Here is a 19,666-nt window from a genome sequence, read left to right as displayed (position 1 = left end):
AAACCTCAACAAGTGAAAACAACCAATGGATAATCCCTAATCGCCATGTTATTTCTTGAAAAAACATCACCGCCGCCATTTTGGCAGCCACAGCTAACTGATAAACAGCGTCTGATGTATGACAAAGCCTTTATTGGCAATCGTTCGCAGGCGTATTATCTCAAGCGTTTTGCCCAGTTTGATAAGGCAGGGCGATTGACGGCAAAGTGGCATTGGGCAGGGTTTTTGATGACGTTTCCTTGGCTGTTATACCGTAAGCGATTCTTAGATAGCATTGTCTATTCGGTGGCGGGATGGTCATTTATTCAGCTTAATGTCACCATCATTTTGGTAGCGATAGAGTACTTATTGATACGCAATCTTGATGAAGCGATTCGTATGCCGCTACGTATTGGCATTGGGCTTGCGATTTGGCTGTTTTGGTCGGTAATGGTAGCACGTTGGAGCGATGCTTATTATTATCGGATGGCGCGCCGTGAAATCGCCGATGCCATTGAAATGTATCCGCGGGATGAAGAAAAACAGCTCGCTCATATCCGCAGGCATGGCGGTGTAAGTTTGGTGGGTTTGGCGCTGGCGTTTGGGTTTTATGCGTTTTCTTTGTTTGTGATACAAGTGCAGTTTTTACCGATTTATGCCAAACAAAAAGCCAATGCCACGCTGTTTGAAGTGCTTGATATCGTAGAAAGCGCACAGGGACGAGTCGATGCCATCTACAAAGCTACCGGTCAATGTCCTGTCAATACACCGCTAAGCACAGATAACCAAAAAGTGGTGTTAAAAGTGCTGACCCAAGCAGAAAGCGTTCCAACTGAGAGTCATTGTATGATTCAAGCGACAGTACGAGGCGTGCCGTTTCCTAATCGCTGGCTCAATGGTCAGACACTAACCATGTACCGCATTGGTGATAGTACAGTCGATGGTAGTTGGGGCTGTATCACCTCACTCAATCGCAAGCAAATTCCCAAACAGTGTATGCTTGCCGAGCGCTGATAAAATAGTGGTGCTTACAACCAGTAGCCGATGCGATGGCGGTGGTTTTCAAAAAAAACGAAGCCTAAGTAACAGACTAGGCTTCGTTTTTTGTTTATCAGTTTTTATTTATCGGTTTTATGTTGAGGTCAGCAAAATAACTTACTTCATCAACAACGCATTGACGCGTTTTAGATAAGCGGCTGGGTCTTCAAGCTGACCGCCTTCAGCAAGTAATGCTTGGTCAAAAATCACTTGCGCGAGGTCATCGAACTGCTCTGCGCTTTCCAATTTTTGAATGAGCGGATGGTTTGGGTTGACTTCCAAAATTGGCTTGCTCTCTGGCACAGGTTGCCCCATTTGTTTGAGCATTTGCATCATCTGTGGCGATAGTTCACCATCTGCAGTTACTAGCAAAGCAGGGCTGTCGACAAGGCGATTGGATACGCGCACATCTTTAGCCCGGCTACCTAACACGCCTTTGAGTTTTTCTACCACAGGCTTGAAGGTTTCTTCCGCTTTTTTGGCTTCTTCCTTTTCGGCTTCATCGGTCAAATCACCCAAGTCTACCGCGCCTTTGGCGATGTTTTGTAGCGGTGTGCCATCGTACTCAAACATAAAGTTCATTGCCCATTCATCAACGGGGTTGGTCATCAAGATGACTTCAATGCCTTTTTTCTTGAACACTTCAAGTTGCGGACTGGCTTTGGCGGCGGCAAGGTTTTCAGCTGTTAGATAATAAATCGCCTTTTGACCGTCTTTCATACGACCTTTATAGTCGTCAAAGCTGGTGACCACATTGTCATCAGTGGTAGTGGCATAGCGCAATAATTTGGCAATTTTATCCATATTGCTCTGGTCTTCACCTAAGCCTTCTTTTAAGACGTTGCCAAATTCAGCATAAAACTGTTTATATTTTTCTTGTTTTTCAGCTTCATCGCTATTGGCTAGGCTAGCTAGCACGGTCAATATACGGCGGGCGTTACCATCGCGGATAGATTTGACATCGCGAGACTCTTGCAGGATTTCACGGCTGACATTGAGCGGTAAATCAGCGGTATCAATGACCCCTTTGACAAAACGCAGGTACATCGGCAATAACTGCTCGGCATCATCCATGATAAATACACGTTTGACGTACAGTTTTAGACCGTGTTTTTGCTCACGTTGGTACAGGTCAAACGGCGCTTTTTTAGGGATATATAGCAGCTGGGTATATTGTAGACGTCCTTCGACACGGTTGTGCGTCCAAGTTAGCGGCTCATCATAGTCATAGGTAAGATTTTTATAAAATTCTTGATACTCTTCATCTTCAATTTCTGAAGGTGAGCGCGTCCATAGGGCATTGGCTTGGTTGATGGTTTCCCATTCAGCGGTGGTTATCATTTGACCTTGGGGTATCTCACCTTTGGCAGTTTCGCCCCCTGCTTCTGAATTAGCAGTTTTTTGCGCGTCAGTGAGTTCTTCTTCTTGCCAAACTTCTTTGCGCATTTGGATGGGCAAGCTGATATGGTCAGAGTATTTATTGACTAAAGATTTGATTTTTTGGCGGTCAAGGTATTCGCTGTGTTCATCGGTGATATGTAAAATCACGGTCGTGCCACGGGTAGGCTTTTCGATGGTTTCGGTAGTAAATTCACCGGTACCGTCTGAAACCCAGCGTACACCTTGGCTGGCAGGCTCACCTGCTTTACGAGATTCCACCGTGATGGTGTCCGCTACGATAAAACCCGAATAAAAACCCACCCCAAATTGACCAATCAAATTGCCGTCTTGTTTTTGCGCATCGGATAATTTTTCTAAGAAAGCTTTGGTGCCCGATTTGGCAATAGTACCCAAATGCTCTACCGCATCGGCTTCATTCATACCGATACCATTGTCAATAAAGCTGATGGTTTTGGCATCTTTATCAATATCAATGCGAATGCGTAGTTCACTGTCACCTTCATACAGCGCATCGTTTTGATTGCCTTCAAAGCGCAACTTGTCACAGGCATCAGAGGCATTTGAGACCAGCTCACGCACAAAGATATCCGCATTTGAATAAAGCGAGTGGGTGACTAGATGTAATAGTTGCGCGACTTCAGCTTCAAAGCTATGTTTTTTTGGCTCAGGTTTGTTCGAATCTGCCATAATGAGTAACTCCTAAAAGTAAGAATAAAAATAATTAACCCAATTTATGATGGTTCGTTGTCATAGTTAGGGTGAATGTAAAACTATTTCAAGCACAAGCGGCACAATTTTTTAATTTTTAAAAAATGAAAATAATGATGCAAGCAGGATTTAAATATTCAATAATTAAATGACCAATAAAAAGCCGAGCATACTTATACTCGGCTTTACTTGCCATCTATCCGATACTATATCTCTTTTAAATCTTGGATTCACTAGGATTAGACAGTTGGGGTGAGCGCAACGCTTTGGGCAAGCTAAAGGTCACGTTTTCCAAAATACCTGATAATTCTTCAGGTTTTTCGCCGCCCCAAGATTGTAAGGTATCTAACACTTCTTGAATCAATACTTCAGGCGCGGACGCACCCGCAGTCACGCCTACCGTATCCACGCCTGCAAACCAGTCTTTTTGCATTTCGCCCGCATTATCAATCAAATGCGCTTTGGCGCCCAAGCGCTCCGCGAGTTCACGCAAGCGGTTAGAGTTGGATGAGTTGGGTGAGCCAACCACTAACACCACTTGACAACGCGCCGCAAGCTCCTTGACCGCATCTTGACGGTTTTGGGTGGCATAACAAATATCATCTTTACGCGGCGCATGGATTTTTGGGAATTTATTTTTTAGCGCATCAATCACTTCTGCGGTGTCATCCATCGATAGGGTGGTTTGGGTGACAAATGCCAAATCAGTATCCGTCGGTAGGTCAAGATTGGCAACATCCACCACATCTTCAATTAAGTGAATACGCCCACCGTATTGTGGATCGAAGCGCCCCATCGTGCCTTCTACCTCTGGATGACCTGCATGACCAATCAACACCGCGTCTACGCCTGTTTTAGCAAATTTATTGACTTCGATATGGACTTTGGTAACCAGTGGGCAAGTGGCATCAAACACCGTCAAATCACGGCGTTCGGCTTCATCTTCCACGGCTTTGGAGACGCCATGCGCTGAAAAAATCACAATCGCCCCATCGGGCACTTCATCCAACTCTTCGACAAATACCGCACCGCGATTGGCAAGGTCTTCCACCACAAACTTGTTGTGTACCACTTCATGGCGCACATAAATAGGCGGTTCAAAGCGCTCAAGGCAGACATTAACGATTTCGATGGCTCTATCGACCCCAGCACAAAAACCACGGGGATTGGCGAGTAAAATTTTCATAACACAGTTCTTCAGTCATTGATGATTCATGTGGCTAGTTTACCATGAGTTCATACACGCAAAATATGTTAAACGTAAAAAATCAGCGAATCGGTATTCAATGGCTAAATTACGCAGAAATTGTTAGCAAAAATTGCTAAAATAGCCGATTCAAAAATGGCTACTACTTATTTAATCAAACCCCTAAGGATATGTCATGACCAAAGGCTCATTATTTATCATCACCGCAGCAAGCGGTACTGGCAAAACATCGCTGGTCAAACAGCTGATTGCAACGACCAATGACTTGGCGGTTAGTATCTCGCATTCGACTCGCAAGCCACGTCCTGGTGAGATTGATGGGCAGCATTATCACTTTGTCAGCCGCGAGATATTTGCTGATATGATTAAGCAAGGTGAGTTTTTGGAGCATGCCGAAGTGTTTGAAAACTACTATGGCACCGCCCAGTCCACAGTAGAATTTATGCTGAGCAATGGCTTAGACGTCATCTTAGAAATCGACTGGCAGGGCGCGCTGCAAGTGCAAAAATTACGTCCCGATGCCACGACCATTTTTATCCTACCGCCCGACCGCCAATCGCTGCGCCAGCGGCTTTCCAATCGCGGACAAGACAGTCAAGAAGTGATTGAAAGACGTCTTGCCGGTTCGGTCAATGAAATGTCGCAATACGTGAATTTTGATTATGTGGTGATTAATGACAATTTCGACGTGGCATTAGCGGAGTTAAAATCAATCATCATCGCCAATCGTTTGACTCTCGCTAAACAGCAAGAGCGTCACGCTGGCCGTATTGAGCAGCTATTGTCTGAATAAATCATCAATAGCCTATAAATAATCAATAAGCGCAACGCGCTAATGAAACGCACTAAAAATCTGCTGTCTTAGCCACCCATACAGCGGGTCAACCTGTTGTTGTTGGTGCCAATAGCCGTGTAACTCGATATGGGTCAATTCAATTGGCAAATCCAAAATCTGCCAGCCTTGGGCGGGTGGCAAAAATGTGGTGGCTAACTGGCGCGGCAAGGTAAGCAATAGCTTGTCTTGTTTTAGCAATTGAAAAGCCGTGGCATAATGTTGGCAACGGATTTTACTCTGCCGCTGCCAACCTGCTTTGGACAATAAACTATCTTCAATCGACAGACCTAGCCGCCTTGATGACACAGTTATATGTTGACTGGCAAAATACTGGGCTTGGGTGATAGTTGGTTCATTCGCCAATTCAGCCGCAAAATTTGGCGCATACAACACCAGCACAAACTCATCTCGCAACAAGGGTTGATGCACAATCTCACTATCCACCACCCGCGCCACATCAATGGCAAAATCCAGCTGTCCAACTTTTAGTTCATGCGCGAGTTCTGAGCGATTGAGCCGGCTACTGGTGATTTGACAATTGGGCAGGACTTGATGAATTTGGCTGACCAATTTGTTAAACACAATCAATTCAATTTCATCGTGCATGGCAATCGTCAACGTAGCAAAGCTCTGCTGCGCCAGCTCGCCAAGTTTGTCCTCGCTCAATAAATGGTTAGTTTGAAATATTTGTTCGAGATTTTCAAAGCTTTGTTTGACCGTGGGATAAAGCCGTTTGGCATACAGGGTGGGGTGCAGTTCACCTTTTTCCCGATAAAAAAGTTCGTCCCCCAGCGCTTGGCGTAACCGACCTAACGCATGGCTAATGGCAGATTGGCTCAAATGCAAAGCTTCTGCAGTATGAGTAAGATTTTTAAGCTCAAAAATATAAATAAATAGCCTAAGCAAATTTAAATCAAGCTGCTTTAACGGGTTTTTATGCAACATTTGGATAACACCAGATATACCTCAGTTGTATGAATTTTATTTATAGTATTCTACTAATTAAAATCATTTTATTCATGATAATAAATCCGTTAAGCTGATTCAATGATTGTTTTAGCCAAATAAGGACAACGCCCAATGGAATTCCAACTTAGCGATAAAGCAAAAGATTACATCGCCCGTACTAAAGCATTTATTCAAACCGAAATCGAACCGATTGAAGCAGAATTTTGGCAAGCGGCGCATAAGCTTAATCCCACAGGCGATTGGACGACTTGGCAATGGCCTGCCAAACTTGAAGAATTAAAAACCAAAGCCCGTGCGCAAAATCTTTGGAATATGTTTTTGCCAGACGAGCAACTGGGTCAAGGATTAAGCGTGCAAGAATACGCCCATATTGCTGAGTTGTCTGGCAGAAGTCTTATTGCACCGCATGTCTTTAATTGTAATGCCCCAGATAGTGGCAATATGGAATTGATTTGGCGCTACGGTAACGACGCCCAAAAAGAGCAATGGTTAACGCCGTTATTGGCAGGCGAGATTCGCTCCGTGTTTGGCATGACAGAGCCTGCAGTGGCCAGTAGTGATGCCACCAATATGCAAGCCACGGCGATTGTTGAAGGCGATGAAATTGTGCTCAACGGTCGCAAATGGTGGTCATCAGGTTTGGGAGATCCAAAAGCTAAACTTATTATTTTTATGGCACACACCCCAGACGAGAGCAAAGATCGCCACCATCAGCACACCATGGTGCTGGTGCCAATTGATACCCAAGGCGTCAAAATTGAACGTATGCTCAAAGTGTTTAATGACTATGATGCACCGCATGGACATGGCGAAATGCGTTTTGACAACGTGCGTGTGCCACTTAGCAATGTCATCGGCGGGGCAGGCGAGGGATTTGCGATTGCCCAAGGGCGCTTAGGACCGGGTCGGATTCACCACTGTATGCGCTGTATTGGCGCTGCAGAAAAATCGCTGGAGCTTGCCATCGACCGCGGGCTAAGCCGTAGCGCATTTGGCAAACCGCTGCTTGATTTAGGTGGCAACCGTGAACGTATCGCTGACGTCCGTGTCAAAATTGACCAAGCGCGTCTGTTAACCCTGTATGCCGCCTATAAAATGGATAAACTCGGCACCAAAGCGGCGTTAACCGAAATCTCAGCGATTAAAGTGGTCGCCCCAACGGTATTACAAGAAGTCGTCGATATGGCGATTCAGCTGCATGGGGGGATGGGTGTGAGCCAAGATACGCTGTTGCCGATGTTTTTTAACCAAGCCCGCAGCCTACGCCTTGCCGATGGACCTGACGAAGTGCATAAGGGCATGATTGCCAAACTGGAAGTGAAAAAACGCCAACAAGCGACGACCAAATAACTAATAGCTAGTTAACAAAAAAGATAGCCAGCTAACAAAAAAGGCGTAATGTCAGGTTACGTCATTTTGCTATTTGATCTAGTTAAAAATACAAGTTAAAAAACAAGATAAAAACAAGGATGAAATTATGCTTGATACTGCGAACCCAGTACGCAAAGGCGAAGAGATTGACAGCAATGCGGTCACCGAGTATTTAATGAGCCAAGGTATCGCTTTGCAAGGTCAGCCAGAAGTCACCCAATTTTCAGGGGGCGCATCCAACTGGACATACCGCCTAAAATATGCCAACCGTGATTTGATTTTACGCCGCCCACCCAAAGGTACCAAAGCCAAATCCGCCCATGATATGGTGCGTGAGTACAAAGTTCAAAAAGCGCTACAATCACAATACCCACGCGTCCCCAATATGGTCGCCCTGTGTACCGATGACCGCGTGATTGGTTGCGATTTTTATGTCATGGATCGCATCGAAGGCATTATTCCCCGCGCCAATTTGCCAAAAGCGTTGACGTTAAGCGAACAGCAAGTCAGCGAACTATGCCGACAGGTGGTCGATGCACTGATTGATTTACACAAGGTCGATTACACCCAAAACCCTGATTTGGTGGCACTTGGCAAAGGCGAAGGCTACTGCGAGCGTCAAGTTATGGGCTGGGATAAACGCTATGAGCAAGCCCGCACACCTGATGTGCCTGATTTCGCCGATGTGCGTCAGTGGTTAACAGCCAACACCCCAACAGATGTCAAAACTAGCGTAATTCATAATGACTGGCGTTTTGACAATGTGATTTTAGACCCAAACAATCCAACCAACATCATTGGCGTGCTTGACTGGGAAATGGCAACGATAGGCGACCCCTTGATGGATTTGGGCTGTGCGTTAGCTTACTGGATTCAAGCCGATGACAATGCGGTGATGAAAGCTACGCGCCGTCAGCCGACAAATCTGCCAGGCATGATGACCCGTGCCGAAGTGGTCGAATATTACCTACAAAAAACGGGCCTAAAAGTGGACAACTGGCACTTTTACGAGGTGTTTGGGGTGTTTCGCTTGGCAGCGATTGCGCAGCAGATTTATTACCGCTATTATCATGGGCAGACGGATAATCCGGCGTTCAAAGATTTTGGCGTGATTGTCAATGCCTTATACGAGCGCTGTGTCGAGCTTATCGAAAAAAATAATCATAAATCATAGGGATTTTCATGAAACTCATCAGCCTTGTCCGTCATGGGCAAGCGTCATTTGGCGCAGACAATTATGACCAACTGTCCCCAAAAGGTGTCGCTCAGACCCAGTGGCTTGGTGATAGTTTTCGCCAGTCAGGTCGGCAAGTGCACGCGCTGATGTCAGGCAGCATGGCGCGCCAAAAAGACAGTCTCAAGCATTTTTTAAGCCATTATTATGTCACCCGTGAAGGCATTGAACTGACCGAAATCACTCACCATGTGCAAAACATAGCAAATCCCAGTTTGACCATGCCGCTATTGCTCGGTGAAGATAGCAGTTTTAATGAGTTTAATCATGAGCAAATTCTTTATAAAGCGGGATTGCCATTTGCGGATAAAGCCAGTTTTATGGCGTATTTGTCCAGTCAAACACACCCTGAAATTAGCTTTACTGAGATTTTTACCCAAGCCATGAGCCGTTGGCAAAGCGGTCAATATGACAGCGACTATGATGAAAGTTGGCAACACTTTTTGCAGCGCACTTGGAACAGTTTTGAGCGTTTAATTGCCCAAACTGGCGAGCATGAACATGCGATGGTATTTACCTCAGGTGGCGTGATTGCCAGTATCATGCAGCAAGTGATGAAACTATCGGATGTCCAAGCTTTTGATTTGAACTGGCATATCGCCAATGCCAGTGTGCACCAATTTCGCGTGAGTGACCAAGGTGTTTTTTTACAGACCTTTAATGAGTTTAGCTATTTGTATCAACAAGGCGAGCAGATGGTGACTTGGCGCTAAGGTTTATTTTATCAGCCTATTATTTAAAAATTTAAGGAAGAATTAAGGAAAAACAATGCAAACACTACCGGAATTACTGCAGCAAATTCAAACCACAATGACACCCCCGAACACTGACTTATCGCCTTTTATCGATAACCAAGTGGGCAAGGGCAAAACCATTTTGATTACTGGCGCAAGCTCGGGGCTGGGGGCAGGCATGGCGACCCATTTTGCTCGCATGGGCTATAATTTGGCAATTTGTGCGCGCCGTACCGAACGCCTAGAACAACTCAAAGCCAACCTGTTAGCGGATAATTCGACGATTAAAGTCAGTGTCAAGGCACTCGATGTGACTGATTATGCGCAGGTTTTTAAAGTGTTTCATGAATTTGCCGAAGAGTTTGGCAAGCTTGATCGTATCATCATCAATGCAGGGGTCGGTGAGGGTCGCCGTATTGGCAAGGGTAATTTTGATATTAATCGCAAAACTGCCGAAGTCAATTTTATCTCAGGTCTTGCCCAGTGTGAAGCGGCGATGGAAATTTTTCGCGCCCAAAATAGCGGTCATTTGGTGGTTATTTCAAGTATGTCGGCGTTCCGTGGTCTGCCAAAACACATGTCAGTGTACGCGGCAAGTAAATCAGCGATTGCACAGCTTGCTGAAGGGATTCGCGCCGATATGCTGATATCTGAGTTACCGATTAAAGTGTCAACGATATATCCAGGATATATACGCACTGAGATTAACGAAGGCGCTAAACCGTTACCCTTTGAAGTGAGTGAAGAAATCGGCACCAAAGCATTGGCAATCGCAATTGAAGGCGAGCCTGATGAAGCGTGTGTCCCTGAACAACCGTGGACACTGATGAGTGATTGGATGAAAAACGCCCCACTGACATGGGTCAATGGTTTGGCATAAACTAAAAAGTCGTAAAAAACCCAAATGAGACCTTGCGCTAATTTGGGTTTTTTATTGTCTTAATATAGGGTACTGCCAGCCTGTATATTTGCCTTTGGCGACAGATTTAACATCACCGATTAGGAGTGTGTTATAAAAAATAATGAGTGTGAAGCGCTAACTAGTATGAAGGGCTAAATCGTATCAGTCATCATTAACCCTATCGCCATCCTTGTTTATCTTATGTATTTAACGCCTATAATGATATTTGCAGTAGGCTAAACAAGGGTCGTAATGATAAAATCAGCGACTCTTTGATGATTTTTTATTTATTATTACGATAACTGAGTGGTACAGGCAACCAAACGATGAAAAAACTTGAAAACGCGCTACAAAAAATTGATAAATACGGTCAATTTGTAATGAAAAAACTGGTCAATCGCCGCTCATTGGCTGAGCTACAAGGTATCGGTCAAGGCAAAACCGTATTGATTACCGGTGCTAGTTCAGGGATTGGCGCGATGATGGCACGCCGTTTTGCTTATCTAGGCTATGATTTGGCAATTTGTGCCAGACGAGAAAAGCGATTAAATGCGTTAAAGCAAGACATTGAAAGCAAGTATCCTGTCAAAGTCTCTGTCAAAACTTTGGACGTCACCGATTATAAGCAGATTTTTACGGTATTTGATAGCTTTGTGAGTGACTGCAAAACCCGAGGGAAAACCATTGATAAAATTATCGTCAATGCAGGGGTGGGCGATAGCCGCGTCATTGGTCATGGACGCTTTGAGACCAATCGCCATACCGCGGAAGTCAATTTTATCGCAGCGATTGCCCAGTGTGAGGCGGCGATGAAGATTTTTCGCCAGCAAAACAGCGGTCAGTTGGTGGTCATCTCAAGTATGTCAGCGGTTCGTGGTTTGCCCCGTCATCTTACCACTTATGCCGCTGCCAAAGCGGGACTGGCAAATTTAGCCGAAGGCATTCGCGCTGATATGATGCAGGAAAAACGTCCGATTACTGTCACCACCATTTACCCCGGTTATATCCGTACTGAGCTCAATATCGGTGCCAAATATTTGCCGTTTGAAAGTACAGAAGAAGAGGGCGTCGAAGCGATTGTCGAAGCGATTGAAGCCAAAGTAAATGAAGCCTTTGTCCCAGCATGGCCTTGGCTGCCGATTGGGATTGGTATGAAAATATTGCCGCTCAGGGTGATGACCAAATTTTTATAAGCCCATTTTTAAAAAATTTTAAAGTCTCAGCATAATCAACAACGCCTTATTAAAAACGCATTGGCAGCTGATGGCTTGTCAAAGCGTTTTTGATATCGATACCAGTCAACGTGCTGCCTAGTTGACTGGCTATTTTACCAAGGGCATAAGTGCACCATAGCCCGCCGCTTGCATGTCTGCCAAAGCGATAAATTGTAGCGCATCGCCATTGATACAGTAGCGTAATCCGCCTTTATCCTTGGGACCATCATCAAACACATGCCCCAAATGTGAGTTGGCGACCCGTGAGCGCACTTCCGTTCGTGTCATGTTAAAACTGCTATCGGTTGAGGTGGTAATGACGTTTGCGCTAATGGGTTTGGTAAAACTCGGCCAGCCACACCCCGAATCATATTTATCGGTGGATAAAAACAACGGCTCGCCACTGACGATATCCACATATAAACCTTTAGCAAACAAATGGTCGTATTGATGGCTAAAGGCGCGCTCTGTAGCTGCTTTTTGGGTGACATCATACTGCGCTTGGGTCAACCGACTTTTTACATTTTTATCGTAGTTTTGATAGCGGGTAGGATTGAGCGCCTCGGTGACTGTCGTGGCAGGCGCTAAGGCTTTGATAACGGGAATTTTTTGATTGGCAAGGCTAATATCAATATGGCAGTAGCCATTGGGATTTTTGCTCAGATAATCTTGGTGATAATTTTCTGCGTCATAAAAATTCGCCAAGGGTTTATTTTCTACCACAATTTTTTGCGGATATTTTTTTGCCAAATCGGCAAGGGTTTTATCAATGATTGGCTTATCATTGGCATCGGTATAATAAATGCCGGTGCGGTATTGCGCCCCGCGGTCATTGCCTTGTTTGTTGAGACTGGTCGGGTCAATCACTCGCACGTAGTACGCCAAGAGGGTCTCAAGATTGGTTTTATCGATATCATAAATAACTTTGACGGTTTCTGCGTGCCCTGAGCCTGCTATCACCTGCTCGTAGCTCGGGTTCGCGCTATTGCCATTGGCATAACCCGATATCACATCGACCACGCCATCCACGCGCTCCATATAGGCCTCTAGTCCCCAAAAACAGCCACCCGCTAGATAGATAGTATGCGTGCGAATCGGGGTTTTACCATCTGCTTGATAATACACACCGTTATGGTTAATCGGTGCTAAAGCTTTGATGCTAGCGGCTTGCTTGCTAGTTTGGTTATTAGCCTGCTCATCAGCTTGGTCAGACTGGCTAGGCGGATTTTTTGCTTGATTCATGGCTTTGAGTTCTGCAAAGTCGTTGCTAGCATTGTCTGATAAGGCTTGTATTTGTGCTGGGGTAAGATTGCCTTTGACCAGTTTTAATAAATTGCCTTGTTTATCTAAAATCGCAAAACTGGGATAGACTTGCACGCCAAATTGTTTAATCAGCTTGCCATAGTTATCCATAAGCACCGGTAGGTTAGCATAGTCTTTAGTAAGCACTGTGTACCAAGTTTGAAAATCTTGCGGGGATTTTTCACTCAAATGACCTGGACTGACCACGCTGACGACATTCATATTGGGATACTGCCGTGCCCATGCGTCGCTTTCTTGGAGCGTTGCCAAACACAGCGGGCACCAGCTTGCCCAAAATTTCACCACAGTTGGCTTGTTGGGATCGATCACATGACGACCCATTTTACCTAATTTTGGGTTAATTTGGCTCAAACCTTGTAAGGTCGCTAACGTATCAGTCGGCAATAAATCCGCTTTGCTAGTAGCACGCGCAGAGCCAGCGTTTTCTTTGGCATTCATTTTTTGACAGCCAAGCAACAGCAGGCTGCTGATTAATAGGGTAACGGTTAAATTCTTAGCACTTTGAGGAAAATTGACCATGGTACATTTCTCATCTATTTATAAAGCGTCAAAGATAGCGGTGAGTTGGCACTCAAATAAATTTTTGATTACAAACATAAAGTGAGCCTTTATCTGATTGTAACTGAATCAGCAAATAAGCACACTTTAAAGTTTTAAAAATTAACATTAAAAAAATTATGCCATCATCCATAGGGTTTAAGGAGAAAACTTTTGGTGCATTTGTAGTTATCCTAGTATTGACTAGCCATTGATTTACTTTTGACACGTTAATTCGCTCAAAGTTCGCTCAAAGTGCGGCTGCTTCATGCTAAAATCTTGTTTTATGGTTCGTCAAAAGTTTGCCCATGCATCAAGCCATCAAGAACGTCGCAAAAGCCCCCATGATTGCTCGCTATACCTGGTTAGCTATTATGGTCGCCGCCATGATTTGTGCCGACCAATGGGGCGTTGCCAAACAGCAAATCAATCATCTGCTCACGATTACCATTATTTATGGGATAAGCGTTGAACTGACTAAACGCTTAATGGTTATTCGACAATTTAATCCCCAACACTCTTGGGTCACAATGGCGGGGTTTATCGGGGATTTACTGGCGTGGTCAGCCTTTATTTATTATTCAGGTGGGGCCGCCAATCCGTTGATTACCTTATTTTTAACGGTGATTGCTGTGGCGTCTATGGTGATGCGCACCGTGCACATCATCGGCTTGTCGGTGCTGTCAGTTGGGCTGTACACGCTGTTATGGTATTGTTATGTGCCGCTGACCCTTAGCCACCATGATCATGCGGTGGGTCAAAAACTCCATTTACTGGGTATGTTTGGGGTGTTTATTTTTGCGGCAATCATGTTAACCGCCTTAACGGTTTATTTTAAACAAGCGATGAGCCGCAGTTATCAGGCGCTTGAGAAAGCGCAGCAAGCTATTCACCAACAACGTCGGTTGCTTGCCATCAGTAGTCTTGCGGCCAATATCGCCCATGAGATGAGCACGCCGATTGCGTCGATGCAATTACTGAGCGATGACATTGCCCAGCAATTAGAGGAAGACGATGAATTGTTGGATGATATTAAACTGTTACAGTCACAAATCGACGTCTGCCGCCAATCGCTGCACAAGCTCAAATCCCACATCCAATCCAATGCGCTGCCGCCAGCGCAATCTGAGCCATTGGCATGGGTCACGTCATCAAATTTACCAACGCTACTGCCCAAAGTCGTCAATGATTGGCAATTTATCAACCCTCATGTTGAAGTAGCACTCAATGTACCACCACAACCGATCGCTGTGCCCTTGAGTGAAGAACAGCTGTATTCTATTGTGATGAATATGCTCAATAATGCCATGCAGGCACAAGCCACAAAGCTTGCTATTAGCCTACAGCTTGCTCAAAACGTAATGATTATTATTGAAGACAACGGACAGGGTATCGACAGTAGCATGGTACAGCGTATCCAACACCAAACCGCCATCGAATCTGATCATGGCTTAGGACTTGGCTTGACGATTGCCAAAACGGTTATAGAATATGTTGGCGGACACCTTGAGCTGACCAATAAGCAAAATTCACCCGTGAAAAAAAGGTTAGATGATTCAGGTACGTGCGTAAAGATAACTTTACCAGTAATCGATGCGCTCGCCAGTTTATTGTAGGAGAATAGGTTGCAACATTCACCCCTGTTAACAGAGACATGGCTTATCATTGATGATGATGAGGTGTTTTGCCGTATTTTAAAAAAGTCATTGGAAAAACAGGGCAATCAGGTATTAACGGCCAGCAATGCCGATAGCGCGCTACAACTGGCAAAGAAGCAATTACCCAAGTTTATTGTATTGGATCTCAACATCGGTGATGACAATGGTATTCATCTGATTGAGCCTTTGCTCGCTATTACCCCCACCGCCAAAATTTTAATGCTTACTGGCTATGCCAGCATTGCGACCGCCGTCAGTGCAGTCAAAATGGGCGCGTATCATTATTTGCCTAAGCCGTGTAGCCTCGATGACATCTATAAAGTATTGGACATCGTAGTAGCCCCTACAAAGTCAATCGGTAGTGCCACAGATGAACGTTTGTCACTTGAACATCACGAATGGGAATACATTCACCAAGTATTAGATGAATGCCAAGGCAATATCAGTGAGGCCGCGAGAGTACTAAAAATGCACCGGCGCACACTACAGCGCAAACTACAAAAAAAACGTAAAGTGGATGCGCAATAACCTTTTTTAACCGCACACAGCAGCCCACAAATTATCGGCCGAGTCAGTCAAAGAGTTGGGTGAGCACAAAACACAAAAAAAGCGCTTATAATAAATAAGCGCTTTTTTGATAGCTATTTTCTGATATCTAGGCAAATGGCTAATTACTCAATGACGCGTTATTCACGCAGTCACGATATCAGACCATTTACGATAGTAGGCTTAGCTAACCTTAGATAGCAACGATATTGCTAGCTTGATCGCCTTTTTGACCTTGGGTCACAACGAAAGATACGCGTTGACCTTCGCTCAATGTTTTGAAACCTGAGCTTGCGATTTGGCTATAATGTGCGAAAACGTCTTTGCCGCCATTGTCTTGTTCGATAAAGCCAAAGCCTTTTGATTCGTTAAACCATTTTACGGTGCCGTTTACAGTATTTGACATAGGATTGTCCTTGATTAGATAGATTTTAAAAGTGGTCATCTGACCCTAAAGCTGGAACTAAGCCACAACACGATTCTATTCGGTATGAAAGAATTGCGGCAGTTTTGATACACGATTGACTTAAAATCTAGGACACAAGCGTAATGGAAACGAACTTAGAATAGACTTAATGTAATGCGATTGAAACTTCTGACTGCTTTCTAGCTGTTGTCCAGTATATAGTAATACCGGCAGATAGCAAGGAATATCACAATAGTTTTGTAAGTGAACTGTGTTAAAGCCAACTTTTTACCTTTATTTCATTCAAAGGCTGGTTTTCATTTAAGCCGAAGGCTGATTCTCTAGACCCCTTAAAAAATGGGCAAACCCTTCCTCAGCGCGGGCGTCAAGGCGACTGCTAGTCACCACACGTACCAAATTACTCCAAATAATGGGTAAATTGGCTTGCTCAAATTTTTTGACCAAACGTACATCTTCATGGCAAGTTAGTTCATCAAAACCACCCACCGCCAGATAATCTTGACTGGCAAAGCTCAAATTTGCCCCGTGGATATGGCGATGATTCATACAATCTTGATAATGGGCGAGGTATTGCTGTTTGGTGCTCTCTGACAATGCATCCCAACAATCGATGCTCACTACGCCACATATCATGGCTGTGGGCGTAGTTGTAGGCTCAGCTTTTAGATGTTTGATTTGTGCAACTAACCAATCAGCTTCCACCATACTATCAGCATCGGTGCAAGCAATCCAATCCGCCCCTTGCTCAATTAAGTAGCGCACGCCCAAATCCCTGACTTTACCCACACAGCGAAACTCACAGCGCAGCCAATCTACGTGGGCGTTTTGTACGTTTGATAAGGTATCATCATCACAGCTATCTAGCACGACCACCGTTTGTACCACTATGTCGCTTGATAGCTGTGCAATCGCCTGTTTAATCGCATCCAAACACGCGCTGATGCTATCGGCTTCATTATGGGCAGGGATGACTATGCCGATTTTTTTGGGTCGCCGCTGTGTGACTGGAGTATTTGCCATGATGCTTTTCTCAGTTATTCCACTAGATTTTCTTGCTTGGCAAGGCTTTGGTGATTGGCTTGCCAAATGGTCAACAAAAAATCTTGGTCAATCACATGACTTTGCTGAGGGTAGTGCAGCTGTTGTTGCAAACTGTCGTGGACTGTTTCGCCTGTCAGTTGAAACCCGTCAATCGGATAGCGCCAATGACAGGCTAAAATCACGCCATTGTCGGTCAATGCGGTGTTGAGCCAAGCGATGACTTCGGTCAGGGCGTCAGGCGCCAAGTAATATAAAATCTCACTGACTACAATCAAATCAAATCGCTCACTGGGCAAATCCTGCGGTATCAAGCCTTGCATAATTTGCACATGCGCCTTTTTTTGCAGACGCTCACTGGCAAGTTTGACTGCCTCAAGTTGCCCATCCACACACCGCAAATAATTGCAGCGCTGGGCTAACTGCTCACTAAATACCCCATTGCTACAGCCAAGTTCAATCGCCTTGGCAAAATGCGGATAGGGCAACAATGACAAGCAAATCGCGCGTTTTCGCACTTCATACCAGCGTTTTTCATATTGCCAAGGGTCGCTACTATCGGCATAAATTTGGGCAAAATACGCTGACACATCAGTCATGAAGATATACCTCAAACGGTTGGCTAAGCCTAGTTAACGTGGTATCTGACAAAATAGGCGCTGTTCCCGTTGTTGGGTCAGCATAGATTTGACTGCTAAAACAGCGCATGGCATAACTTTTTCGCTGCGCCTGCAATTCGCTTAAATCAAATCGCCATGCCTTGTGCCAGGGAATACGGCTATCGCCGGGCTTTGCCCAATGCCATGCCCAAATCAGCACTTGATAGCAGGTCAAATTTAGGCGGCTTTTAAATGTATTGGCAAAACGCTGCACCACTTGCCCAGTGCCTTCATGGTCGGGATGACCATCGTACGCAAATGGGGTGATTAAAATATCAGCGGGCTGAATCAGCGATGTTAACTTATCAAAAAAATCCGCTTGCCGCCCAAAAACTTCGCCATCAGGAAAATTCAAAGTAGTCATCGACACATTGGGCAAATCCAAACTGCTACCCAGCGTTTCAAGCGCAAGCTGGCTTTCAAGTGCTCGGATTTTTGCCAGTTTGTCAGTCGGATACAGCGGTGAATTAGGGTGGCTTTTTTCGCCCTGGGTAACACTAACAATCAATACCTGGTTACCTTGAGCCACCAACGCTTGCAGCAGCCCACCACAGCCTAAAATCTCATCATCTGGGTGCGGCGCAAAAATACACACGCGCCGATGGGTAGGGAAATGGGTCGATATATCGAGTCTGGTGAGACTATCTAACCCTTGCCAGGCTTGCCAGTCTTGTGCAGAGGTGCCGTCGCCTGCAATCAAACGGTCACCCACAATCGGATGCAGTAGGGCGAGCTTAGAATCTACAGTTGCCATAATCCCCCTTGTGAATCGCCTAGCTGTTCGGCAGTCAATTTGCCAATCGCTTCACTGTCAAATGCGCCATGGGTTTGACGGATAAATACCGATAAATCTGCCGCTAGCCGTGCAAAATGGGCGTTTTTACAATAAGGCGTTGCGCCCAAGGCTTTACCAACTTTTTCAAGCACTAGCATGGCGGTAGTCTCCACTTGCGCTCTTAAGATACGGATGGCGAGTGCATGACTTTGGCTCGGCTCACTATCGATTAATTGCGCAACTTGATAAAAGTACGATTGGGTGACACTGAGTGCTTGCGATACTTCGCCAAGATAAAGTGCTTTAAAGGCTTGGGGTTTTTGCTGAAAACTCTCCAATAAAAACTGTGCCAACTGCGCTACCGCGCCATACCAACAAGCCGCTACCCCTGCCGCACCCTGCCAAAATCCTGGGCGGTCAAGATAAGGGCTGCTACCTTTGGCAATCGCATTTGACATGACTTGGGTGGCGTTAGCGCCTTTTAGATGGAGCGTGGCTGTCGCCGTGTAGGGCATACCTACCGCATACCAACCGCTGTCATCAATGGTGATTTGCGGTTGCTTCATGGTTAACATCAGCAATTGGGCGTTATTATGGGCATCTCGGAAACTAACCAAGCCATGATCGACAAAGGTCGCACCCGAACACCACAGTTTTTGTCCCGTACATGTTTTGCCATCAAAACGCAGTGGCTCATCACCGCCTTCTGCTGCCCATACTGCCCATAGGCCATCAGCGATATCGTCCACGCCCAATTCTGCCAGAATCGCCAATGCATCAAGATGCGACTCAAAAAATTTGACCAAGTTCAAATCACAAGCCGCAACCTGTGCCAATACTTGCCAGCGCTGTAAAGTATGACCGTCAGCAGGCAAGGCAATTTGGGCGGACAAAAGCACCAACTGTGACAAAGTTTGCTTTAATTGTGTCACATAAGCGGCATCGCTTAGTTTAGGTGATTTATCAACCGTTCTGCGAAAGTCTTGCAAAATAGCGGTGATTAATTTACTCAAGTCCGATTGATGATAGTCGGTAGGTAAAGCATGATCCAACACTGGTGTCATTGTGAGTTTCTCATTGGCTGTTTTATGGTCTATTTTGTTGTCTCTGTG

Annotated in this window: 18 protein-coding genes; 9 read left to right on the top strand and 9 right to left on the bottom strand. The window is 45.3% G+C overall.

Features of this window, described 5'->3' with window-relative positions; translation table 11 throughout:
• Window positions 1-45 precede the first annotated feature (45 nt).
• Entirely contained in the window at window positions 46-993 is a 948-nt protein-coding gene (locus tag ACAM37_RS06375; RefSeq protein ID WP_369625782.1) for a pilin, read from the top strand.
• A 141-nt stretch (window positions 994-1,134) separates the two neighbouring features.
• On the opposite strand, the gene htpG is transcribed toward ACAM37_RS06375, so the two are convergent.
• Together htpG and ispH are read right to left on the bottom strand one after the other, a co-directional pair.
• Complete coding sequence (htpG, locus tag ACAM37_RS06370; RefSeq protein ID WP_369625781.1) at window positions 1,135-3,105, bottom strand: molecular chaperone HtpG; 1,971 nt, start codon at window positions 3,103-3,105, stop codon at window positions 1,135-1,137.
• A gap of 238 nt (window positions 3,106-3,343) precedes the next feature.
• Window positions 3,344-4,312, bottom strand: coding sequence for a 4-hydroxy-3-methylbut-2-enyl diphosphate reductase (ispH, locus tag ACAM37_RS06365; RefSeq protein ID WP_076774283.1), 969 nt, complete (start codon window positions 4,310-4,312; stop codon window positions 3,344-3,346).
• A gap of 196 nt (window positions 4,313-4,508) precedes the next feature.
• On the opposite strand from ispH, the gene gmk reads away from it, so the two are divergent.
• A complete protein-coding gene (gene gmk / locus ACAM37_RS06360; RefSeq protein WP_007116269.1) occupies window positions 4,509-5,126 on the top strand; it encodes a guanylate kinase in 618 nt (205 codons plus the stop codon).
• 39 nt (window positions 5,127-5,165) lie between these two features.
• Here gmk and ACAM37_RS06355 read toward each other — a convergent pair whose 3' ends face one another.
• Window positions 5,166-6,113 carry a LysR family transcriptional regulator gene (locus ACAM37_RS06355; RefSeq protein WP_312384541.1) on the bottom strand — a complete coding sequence of 316 codons (948 nt, stop codon included), beginning with the start codon at window positions 6,111-6,113 and terminating at the stop codon, window positions 5,166-5,168.
• Window positions 6,114-6,248: 135 nt separating this feature from the next.
• On the opposite strand from ACAM37_RS06355, the gene ACAM37_RS06350 reads away from it, so the two are divergent.
• The 5 genes from ACAM37_RS06350 (at window position 6,249) to ACAM37_RS06330 (ending at window position 11,570) form a co-directional block, all read left to right on the top strand.
• On the top strand, window positions 6,249-7,487 hold the full coding sequence (locus tag ACAM37_RS06350) for an acyl-CoA dehydrogenase family protein (protein WP_369625780.1): 1,239 nt from the start codon (window positions 6,249-6,251) through the stop codon (window positions 7,485-7,487).
• A gap of 127 nt (window positions 7,488-7,614) precedes the next feature.
• Window positions 7,615-8,682, top strand: coding sequence for a phosphotransferase family protein (locus ACAM37_RS06345; RefSeq protein ID WP_369625779.1), 1,068 nt, complete (start codon window positions 7,615-7,617; stop codon window positions 8,680-8,682).
• Between the two features lie 8 nt (window positions 8,683-8,690).
• Entirely contained in the window at window positions 8,691-9,455 is a 765-nt protein-coding gene (locus tag ACAM37_RS06340; protein ID WP_369625778.1) for a histidine phosphatase family protein, read from the top strand.
• A gap of 97 nt (window positions 9,456-9,552) precedes the next feature.
• Entirely contained in the window at window positions 9,553-10,356 is an 804-nt protein-coding gene (locus ACAM37_RS06335; protein WP_099834483.1) for an SDR family oxidoreductase, read from the top strand.
• A 401-nt stretch (window positions 10,357-10,757) separates the two neighbouring features.
• A complete protein-coding gene (locus tag ACAM37_RS06330; protein WP_369626843.1) occupies window positions 10,758-11,570 on the top strand; it encodes an SDR family oxidoreductase in 813 nt (270 codons plus the stop codon).
• A gap of 129 nt (window positions 11,571-11,699) precedes the next feature.
• On the opposite strand, the gene msrAB is transcribed toward ACAM37_RS06330, so the two are convergent.
• On the bottom strand, window positions 11,700-13,433 hold the full coding sequence (msrAB, locus tag ACAM37_RS06325) for a bifunctional peptide-methionine (S)-S-oxide reductase MsrA/peptide-methionine (R)-S-oxide reductase MsrB (RefSeq protein WP_369625777.1): 1,734 nt from the start codon (window positions 13,431-13,433) through the stop codon (window positions 11,700-11,702).
• Window positions 13,434-13,759: 326 nt separating this feature from the next.
• Between msrAB and ACAM37_RS06320 the strand changes: the two genes are divergently transcribed.
• The gene (locus tag ACAM37_RS06320; protein WP_369625776.1) at window positions 13,760-15,067 is read left to right on the top strand and encodes a sensor histidine kinase; all 1,308 of its coding nucleotides are present in this window, start codon (window positions 13,760-13,762) and stop codon (window positions 15,065-15,067) included.
• A 9-nt stretch (window positions 15,068-15,076) separates the two neighbouring features.
• Window positions 15,077-15,637: a response regulator transcription factor gene (locus ACAM37_RS06315; protein WP_369625775.1), complete on the top strand. Its 561-nt coding sequence runs from the start codon at window positions 15,077-15,079 to the stop codon at window positions 15,635-15,637.
• Window positions 15,638-15,848: 211 nt separating this feature from the next.
• Here ACAM37_RS06315 and ACAM37_RS06310 read toward each other — a convergent pair whose 3' ends face one another.
• From ACAM37_RS06310 to ACAM37_RS06290, 5 genes are all read right to left on the bottom strand, one after another.
• Complete coding sequence (locus tag ACAM37_RS06310; protein ID WP_007116258.1) at window positions 15,849-16,061, bottom strand: cold-shock protein; 213 nt, start codon at window positions 16,059-16,061, stop codon at window positions 15,849-15,851.
• A 321-nt stretch (window positions 16,062-16,382) separates the two neighbouring features.
• Window positions 16,383-17,102 (bottom strand): glycosyltransferase family 2 protein, encoded by a 720-nt coding sequence (locus ACAM37_RS06305; RefSeq protein ID WP_369625774.1) that lies wholly within the window; start codon window positions 17,100-17,102, stop codon window positions 16,383-16,385.
• 14 nt (window positions 17,103-17,116) lie between these two features.
• Window positions 17,117-17,719: a class I SAM-dependent DNA methyltransferase gene (locus tag ACAM37_RS06300; protein ID WP_369625773.1), complete on the bottom strand. Its 603-nt coding sequence runs from the start codon at window positions 17,717-17,719 to the stop codon at window positions 17,117-17,119.
• Window positions 17,712-18,533 carry a PIG-L deacetylase family protein gene (locus ACAM37_RS06295; RefSeq protein WP_369625772.1) on the bottom strand — a complete coding sequence of 274 codons (822 nt, stop codon included), beginning with the start codon at window positions 18,531-18,533 and terminating at the stop codon, window positions 17,712-17,714. The genes ACAM37_RS06300 and ACAM37_RS06295 overlap by 8 nt, the downstream gene beginning before the upstream one ends.
• Complete coding sequence (locus ACAM37_RS06290) at window positions 18,521-19,618, bottom strand: acyl-CoA dehydrogenase (protein ID WP_369625771.1); 1,098 nt, start codon at window positions 19,616-19,618, stop codon at window positions 18,521-18,523. The genes ACAM37_RS06295 and ACAM37_RS06290 overlap by 13 nt, the downstream gene beginning before the upstream one ends.
• Window positions 19,619-19,666: the final 48 nt, after the last annotated feature.

This window comes from Moraxella sp. K23 (assembly GCF_041154765.1).
Lineage (GTDB): Bacteria > Pseudomonadota > Gammaproteobacteria > Pseudomonadales > Moraxellaceae > Faucicola > Faucicola tetraodonis.
The sequence above is the reverse complement of the archived record's forward strand: the minus strand, read 5'-3'. Positions and strand labels throughout refer to the sequence as shown.